A 7,403-nucleotide genomic window follows, 5' to 3' on the forward strand; every position below is an offset into this window, starting at 1 on the left:
TTTCCCCGCAATATGGAGCTTGAAGCGATACCTATTAAGGCACTTCCGCATCCTCTTCAGCATTAAGATGTCTTCCTCACCCCACGATCCAAAACGACGATAGTAAAAGCCATGACGATAACCAGACCGGCCAATGTCATAATGGAAGACAAACCAGCTTTGTTCAGAACGAATGCACCTAGTATGGCTCCCACGCCGGAAGAGGAGTTGAACACGGTCGTATAAACGGCTGACGCCGGTATAGCCGCTGCCCCACCTGTTCGCAACACCCATGCCTGTATACCAATAAAAAGTATCGAGATTGCCGTGCCCCAAACAACGAGCAGCGCCAGCACTGGCCATACCCCGGAGCTGAGCCCGAACGTGCCCAGACCAATGAGCGATACGCACATAAGCAGTAGTGATACGGCGATGACCGGCTTCATGAAGCGGTCGATCAGCGCCCCGGTAAGCACATTTCCGAGCAAACCAGCGGCCCCGAAGCCAAAGAGCAAAGCGGCGATCATAGCGGGAGCAATGCCAGGGACGTTTCTCAGATACGGCTCGATGTAGGTGAACGCTCCAAAATGCGCAGCTACCGTGAAGATCGCCACCGTATAGACGCGCCACAACTTTCCGCTACGCAGCACACTGCCCAAAGTGGCAAATCCGACCGATCCTTCGGCCTTTATTTGCGGCAGCACGATAGCCATTAACAGCGCCGTGAACAGGCAGGCCGCGACGAGGGTGCCAAATGCCAAACGCCAGCCCCATGTCTGTCCGATCAGGTTGAGCAGAGGAACACCCAGCACGTTTGCAATCGACATGCCGCCGAAAACGATCGAAGTCGCAAGGCCCTTCCGATTCGGAGGAGCCATCTGTGTCGCAAGTGCGGCCACCATTGCCCAGAAAACGCCATGCGACAGAGCCCCGATAACCCGTGCCAGCATCAGAACCGGGAACGAATGGGCGATCATCGCTAGTCCGTTTGCGGCAGCCAGCACCATCATCAACCCGATGAGCAGCGGCTTGCGCGGGAACTGGTTCGGCAGTACGGCGGATAGCAACGCGCTGCCTGCGCCAATCAGCGCATAGGCCGTCACGATGAGTCCTACCGTTGCGGGACTGCGCCCAAGATCGGAAGCGATATACGATAGTAGTCCGATCGGAGCGAATTCGGTGGCAACAACAGTAAACATGGCAATGCCGAGAACAACGATCGCCAGCCAGCTGCGAACACTAGCTTTCGATGCTTCGGCTTGATTCATAGCAACATTAGACATAGTATACCTCCGTATTGATCAGCCATATTAAATACCAATTGATACATAATCAAGATAAAAGAAAAGTAGCGGGCAGTTGCTCGCTCTGGAGATGTTCAATTCACCTTTCTGTCCCTCTTGGTTTTGCAGTCGAGACGATAGCTGACTACAGCCAGCAAGGATGCGGCGATTGCCATGATGCCACCGGACCAGGATACATCGATCAGCCTCATGTTCGTTGTTACCCATCCTCCGAGCGCCGATCCGACCGCAATGCCGACATTGACGGATACGGGTGTAAGCGACGAGGCCAAATCCCGAGCAGCCGGAAAGTGCCGGTCGGCCAAATCGATGAAGTATAATTGCATCGTGGAATTCATCGTATAGAGGACCAGGGCAATAAAGGAGATGCTGACCATCCCCCCGACCAACGAACTCGCGGAAACATACAGCGATGCAAGAATGATGGCCTGAATCAGGAACACATACCGAAGCTTACTGATCCCATCCCGTGCGGCCAATTTTCCGCCTATTAACGTACTGAAGATGGACACGGCCCCATAAAGCAGAAACACTAAGCTGATATACCGTTCGGGAACCCCGAGCACCTCTTGCAGCAAAGGCGTCAGATACGTGTATACGGTATAAGTCGCCGCAATACTGAAAGCCGGAATGAAGAATGCGATCACAAGACACGGATGGGCGAGCAAGCCGATCTGATTTTTTAAGGAACTCCGCATCCCTTTCAGTCCCTTAGGAATGGTCGCCCAGCTGAAAATCAAGGAAATAGCACCCAATAAGGCGGTGAATCCAAACGCCATCTGCCAACCGCCCCATTGCCCGATAGAAGTACCGATCGGGACTCCGATGACACTGGCCACGGTAAATCCTGCAAAAACGATGGCAATCACCGCCCCCTGCTTTTCGGCAGGCATCGTTTCGCTGGCAACCACCATCGAGAGCGCAATCAAGACGCCGGTTACGACAGCTGTGATGATTCGGGAAACAAGCAGAAGTGCATACGACTCAGACAGGGCGGTTGAGATATTGCCGGCAATAAAAATGGCGATCAGCGTCAGCATGAGCGGATATTTGGCAAACCGGCTGAACAGAGCCGTTAAGAATGGGGTGCAGATTGCAAACGACAAGGCAAACGCCGATACAAGCGCCCCGGCTGTTGATATGTCGATTTGAAAATCAGCCGCTACTTCTGTAAGCAGCCCTACAATAACAAATTCGCTCGTCCCCAACACAAAGGTTAATAGAAACAAATTCAACGTCAACAACTTTTGGTATCTTGTCAACACTTCCACTCTCTCTCCCTCCTACGCCTAATCTAAGCTCTCTCGACGGCAATCTGCACCTCCGCGACATAAGCTTCCGGATCGCCTGTCTGTTCATGAGGGATGCAAATTTCGCGCCGCGGCTCGTTTTCGATCATTCGATAACCATTTCGCTCAATCCACAGCGCCAGTTCCGTGCTTGCGGTGCAGCGGCTCGTCGTCCGGCAATAATGGATCAGCGTGGCCATTAGCGGGATGCCCTGCAATTGTTGGACTGCAAAGGGCGGCCGGCTTGGCATTTTTTCGGTTAGCAGCCGAGCTGCTTCAATGTCCATATCTTCATCACTTTCCTCACAGCCATGCCACAAAATGATCTGCGACAAGGACGGTCGACTGGCATTGCCCAAATAATCGTCCAGCTGCCGAAACATATCCGGAATTTGCCGAAAACAAGTTCTTTTCCGATAAGACACCACCAATTGCGTTGCGCCTCTGCTCACTTCTTCCGAAGTATAACTTTCCCGTTAAGGGGAGAGTCAAGCAGAGGGTGTAAAAAAGAAAATTTAGAGCAGTTACGCCGCCGTTATCTGGTTCCAATTCGACTGAGCGGACTTCCGAACAGAAAAAAAGCCGCACATCGATGTGCAGCTGGTCTTGGGAATCCTCCTTGGAGATTTGGCTCCTTCGAATCCACGTTTCAGTTCTGGTGGATGAAGTCTGCAACGAGACGTCCAATTTCATCCGGTGCATCTTCCAGACAATAATGACCCACGCCTGCAAGCTGATGAACGGGAGCATCGGGGAACAACTCCGTGAACAGCGGCAGAAAATGTTCAGCATGCAGCGTGCGATCAGACTCTCCCCAAATGGCCATTGCTGGCTTCGTGCGAATCATGCGGACGGCTTCGGCATTAGGTACTTCAAACTGGTGCGCGCCTGTAGCATACCCTTTTGCCCAGCCGATCGCTCCGAGACAATCCGACTGATCGGCGAAGTGTGAGCCGTAAGCCGCCAGCCAGGTGTCGGTAATTAGGGTATTGTTCTCAAAACCGTTCAGTTTGAGCGTGCTGAGAATATTAAAACCGAGTTGGCCCAACACGGCCTCGAGACTCCCATTCTTCTCCGCCTGAACAACCCATTGGAACCAAGGCGAGACGACGACATTGGCGCTCAACCGGTCTCCGAGGCTGGACTGGCCGAACGGTGTCGGCCCATTGGTCGTGATCAGCCTGCGGATGCGATCTGGATGGCGGGCAGCAAGTCCCATCCCCACTGGCCCGCCAAAATCGTGCATAATCAACGTGATATCCCGCAGGTCGAGCGCAAGCACGAACCGTTCGAGATTGTCGATATGATCTCGCAGCCAGTAGCTACGATCCTGAGGAGTCGCACTTTTGCCGAACCCCATATGATCAGGGACAATGACACGGCTGTCCGAGCTCAGGACCGGGATGAGGTGCCTAAACAAATAGCCCCAGGTCGGCTCGCCATGAAGACAAAGCACGGTCTCAACTCCGTGCGGCCCTTCGTCAACATAGTGCATGGCAAACCCGGGAGCGTCGGTGAAGTGCGGTGTGAATGGGTAGGTACCGTGGCAATCCGCAAGCGGATCGCGGTTGAGGTTATAAGGATACGTCATGAGAAAAGTTCCCCCTTAGAATTGAATCGGAAAATCTAGCTGGCCGAAACAGTAAACAATCTTCCGTCGGTCATAATTGACGAGCAGCATGATGGCTGTCAGTGGCATGTGCCAGTTCGCCGTTAGACGTATAAGTGGTGGGCGTCAAATGGCGGGTAAACGTCCAGAATAGTAATGCCAGGAAGCTTATGGCCGAGCCCAATAGGCATACACCAGTCCAACCAGCCCGCGCATACACGAACGTCGAGATAATCGAGCCGGCAGCGCTGCCGAGGGAATAGAAAATCATGTACCCGGCAGTAAGCCGGCTATGAGCCTCGGGGCGAACACTGTAGATCATACTTTGATTCGTGACATGCACGGCCTGCAAACCGAGGTCGAAGACGATTACGCCGGCGATCAAAGCCCACAAGGAATGAATAGTGAACCCAATCGGTAGCCAGGACAGCAACATAATGAACAGCCCGATGCCGGTAACCCGCTGACTCCAGCCGCGATCCGCCATCTGCCCTGCCCGGGCCGCACCCAACGCTCCAGCGGCGCCAGCCAGACCGAACAGCCCGATCTCGGTATGTGAGAGCGAAAACGGCGGTTCGCTGAGCGGAAACACCATCGGCGTCCACAAGACCGAAGTTGAGGTAAAGATCAGGAAGGCAATCAAAGCACGTATGCGCAAAATCGGCTCCTCCAAGAACAACATGAAAACCGAGCGCAGCAATTGCGGATAAGCTATCGTTTCCTTCACCTTGTCGTGCTCCGGTAGCACACGAAACAACAGTACGGTGATGAGCAGCGTCAAGGTCGCCGATACGAAATAGATCGCCCTCCAGCCCGCGAGATCGGCCATGAACCCCGCGATGGTCCGCGCCAGTAAAATACCGATGACAATGCCACTAGTCACCGTTCCTACTACACGGCCGCGCTCAGCCGGCGCTGCCAATACGGCCGAGAATGCAACCAGCACCTGCGTGACCACCGCGAGTAACCCAACCAAAGCGCTGCTGATGAACAACAGTGTGCTGTTGGGAGAGAAGCCGACAGCGGCGAGAGCCGCTACGGACAACGCTGACTGGCCGACGATCAACCGTCGGCGATTCAGCAAATCGCCAAGTGGTACCAACAGCAGAAGGCCAAGTGCATACCCGATCTGAGTGATGGTGACGACAACCCCGACAGTCGATTCGCGGATGCCGAACTCAACTGCCATCGCGTCAAGCAGCGGCTGTGCATAATAAACGTTGGCCACAGCAAGCCCGCAAGCGATGGCAAACAGCAATCCAAGTGTACGCGATAGCGATGAATGGGGCGTGGAAGCACTGGTAACGGGTTTACTCTCAGAAGCCGACCCGGTAATCCAGGTTTCTCCGGCACCTCCCTCCGCTATGTCTTTAAGCTTTTCCATATCCACTCTCACCTTTCAGGTTGGATTGACCGGAGTTAACTCTAACCAATTACGTACCGAAAAGTATATTATATTGATCGGTACGTAATTGAATGTAGATAAATATACATGAGGATTTCACATGGTGTCAACCATAAAAAATGAAATGAATTTGACTATTTCTTAGCCGTGGGATATTATTTTAATATACTGAACGATATAAAAAGAAAGAGGATGGCTTATGGTTCGGCCTCGGTCGTTTAACGAAGAGCAAGCATTGCATGCCGCGATGGAACTGTTTTGGGAGAAGGGCTACGAAGCGACCTCATTAAGCGATTTAACGGCAAAAATGGGCATTCAACGGCCAAGTCTCTACTCCGCGTTTGGCGATAAGAAGGAGCTTTTTGAAGCTTCACTTCGCAAATACAATCAATCCCATGCTTCTTATGTGCGCGCCCGGCTGCAGGGCGCGCCGTCCGTCAAAGAAGCGTTTCGCGCTTTCTTTGCGGGTATTGTAGCGGAAGGATATGAGGAAGGTCCAAACCGGGGATGTTTTTGCCTCAATGTCATGGTCGAGCTTGCTCCACATGATGCCAAATTTGAAGTACTGACCAGAGAGCACCAGATGTATTTGGCGGCGACCTTTCAGGAAACCATTGAACGGGGGATGCGATCTGGCGAACTGGGGAATCATGTGAGCGCCAAAGCGCTCGCCCAGACACTCGTCGTTTCAATGATAGGACTTACCACGTTGATGAAATCCCGCCCCGATCGAGCATTTGCGGACAACGCCGTAGCGACCATTGTCGCCTTGCTGGAGTAAAGCGTTTGTCATTTGAAGTGGTCAGCGATCCTTTGGAACCCCATTGACATCATCGGAGCTTACGTTAGAAGGAGCCCAAAGTTGGAGACTACGGCTGCAATTCGGAAATTTGCAGAGTGAGACCGGTTGATCACAGTCCTCTTCCTTCTTCTCGGCCTTCGAGGAAGATCATCAGCCTTTCTAACTTTAAGAGCCTGTTCAAAAAGCACATAATATCGGATAAAAAACAAAAATGCACCTATGCGAAAAATGGTAAAATGGAAGTACCACACTACCATTAAACCAACAACGCGAGGTGCATTTTCATGGACTTGCAGCTTGAACTGCTGCCCTACCACTACTATAACACACTCGGATTTGATGCGGAACTGATTGATTATATCGATCATGTTGATGATTCCATTGTGTTTGAGAAAATCGCTCCGCTCTACAAGAATGGCGGTCGTCCTCCGATCGATCCAAGAGTCTGCTTTCGGATGCAGTATTTGTACTTTACTCGATCGGAGATCTCCTCGTTTCGGGAGCTAGTGAGGCAATTAATAGAACCGAAAAATCAGGCATTTGGCGCAACTTTATCGGCGTCAGCTAGAGTGTGTTGGATGACAATAATGTTTTGAAGTGCAAAAATCCAGCAAGATCAAGACCTCGCTGGATTTTTCCCGTTTTTTCAATTACAAATAAAGTTTTGAAGTAAAAAATTTTGATTGAATGCATCCTGAGTTCCCGGATTGTATAACGATGATGAATGAAAAAATAGCATAGGGACAAGGCATTTAGCCGAAAATGGTTGATTTTACCTCGTTACATATTATATAATGTATAACGAGGTTGGTGTTCATTATGGCGATCATTTATCAAACCAATAAAAAGACAGGCATTACCTATGCCTACAACAACGAGCCCTACTGGGATAAGGAAAAACAGCAGTCTCGTGCAAAGCGGACGCTCATCGGGAGAGTCGATCCAAAGACGGGAGAGATCGTGCCCACCCGAGCGTATCGGAGAGAGACGGAGTCTGGCGCCCCTGCCAAGAAGC

General features: G+C 51.8%; 7 protein-coding genes and 1 pseudogene. 3 read left to right on the plus strand and 5 right to left on the minus strand.

The genetic code is table 11. From position 1 onward, the window contains the following. Nucleotides 1-62: 62 nt before the first annotated feature. The 5 genes from BLO51_RS15655 to BLO51_RS15675 all read right to left on the minus strand — a co-directional run bounded on the left by BLO51_RS15655 (nucleotide 63) and on the right by BLO51_RS15675 (nucleotide 5,565). The gene (locus tag BLO51_RS15655) at nucleotides 63-1,262 is read right to left on the minus strand and encodes an MFS transporter (RefSeq protein ID WP_090673364.1); all 1,200 of its coding nucleotides are present in this window, start codon (nucleotides 1,260-1,262) and stop codon (nucleotides 63-65) included. Nucleotides 1,263-1,357: 95 nt separating this feature from the next. Continuing rightward, on the minus strand, nucleotides 1,358-2,545 hold the full coding sequence (locus tag BLO51_RS15660) for an MFS transporter (protein WP_090673385.1): 1,188 nt from the start codon (nucleotides 2,543-2,545) through the stop codon (nucleotides 1,358-1,360). Between the two features lie 32 nt (nucleotides 2,546-2,577). Continuing rightward, complete coding sequence (locus tag BLO51_RS15665; protein WP_245719684.1) at nucleotides 2,578-2,955, minus strand: GyrI-like domain-containing protein; 378 nt, start codon at nucleotides 2,953-2,955, stop codon at nucleotides 2,578-2,580. A 266-nt stretch (nucleotides 2,956-3,221) separates the two neighbouring features. Beyond that, a complete protein-coding gene (locus BLO51_RS15670) occupies nucleotides 3,222-4,163 on the minus strand; it encodes an alpha/beta fold hydrolase (RefSeq protein ID WP_090673366.1) in 942 nt (313 codons plus the stop codon). A 70-nt stretch (nucleotides 4,164-4,233) separates the two neighbouring features. Further along, a complete protein-coding gene (locus tag BLO51_RS15675) occupies nucleotides 4,234-5,565 on the minus strand; it encodes an MFS transporter (RefSeq protein ID WP_245719685.1) in 1,332 nt (443 codons plus the stop codon). Between the two features lie 220 nt (nucleotides 5,566-5,785). Here BLO51_RS15675 and BLO51_RS15680 point away from each other — a divergent pair, with 220 nt between their 5' ends. From BLO51_RS15680 to BLO51_RS29815, 3 genes and pseudogenes are all read left to right on the plus strand, one after another. Continuing rightward, nucleotides 5,786-6,367 (plus strand): TetR/AcrR family transcriptional regulator, encoded by a 582-nt coding sequence (locus BLO51_RS15680; RefSeq protein ID WP_090673368.1) that lies wholly within the window; start codon nucleotides 5,786-5,788, stop codon nucleotides 6,365-6,367. Between the two features lie 305 nt (nucleotides 6,368-6,672). Then, nucleotides 6,673-6,984, plus strand: coding sequence for a transposase (locus BLO51_RS15685; RefSeq protein WP_090673370.1), 312 nt, complete (start codon nucleotides 6,673-6,675; stop codon nucleotides 6,982-6,984). A gap of 223 nt (nucleotides 6,985-7,207) precedes the next feature. Then, nucleotides 7,208-7,403, plus strand: a pseudogene (locus BLO51_RS29815) (IS1634 family transposase); the annotation flags it as partial.

The organism is Paenibacillus tianmuensis (assembly GCF_900100345.1).
GTDB classification, from domain to species: Bacteria; Bacillota; Bacilli; order Paenibacillales; family NBRC-103111; genus Paenibacillus_G; species Paenibacillus_G tianmuensis.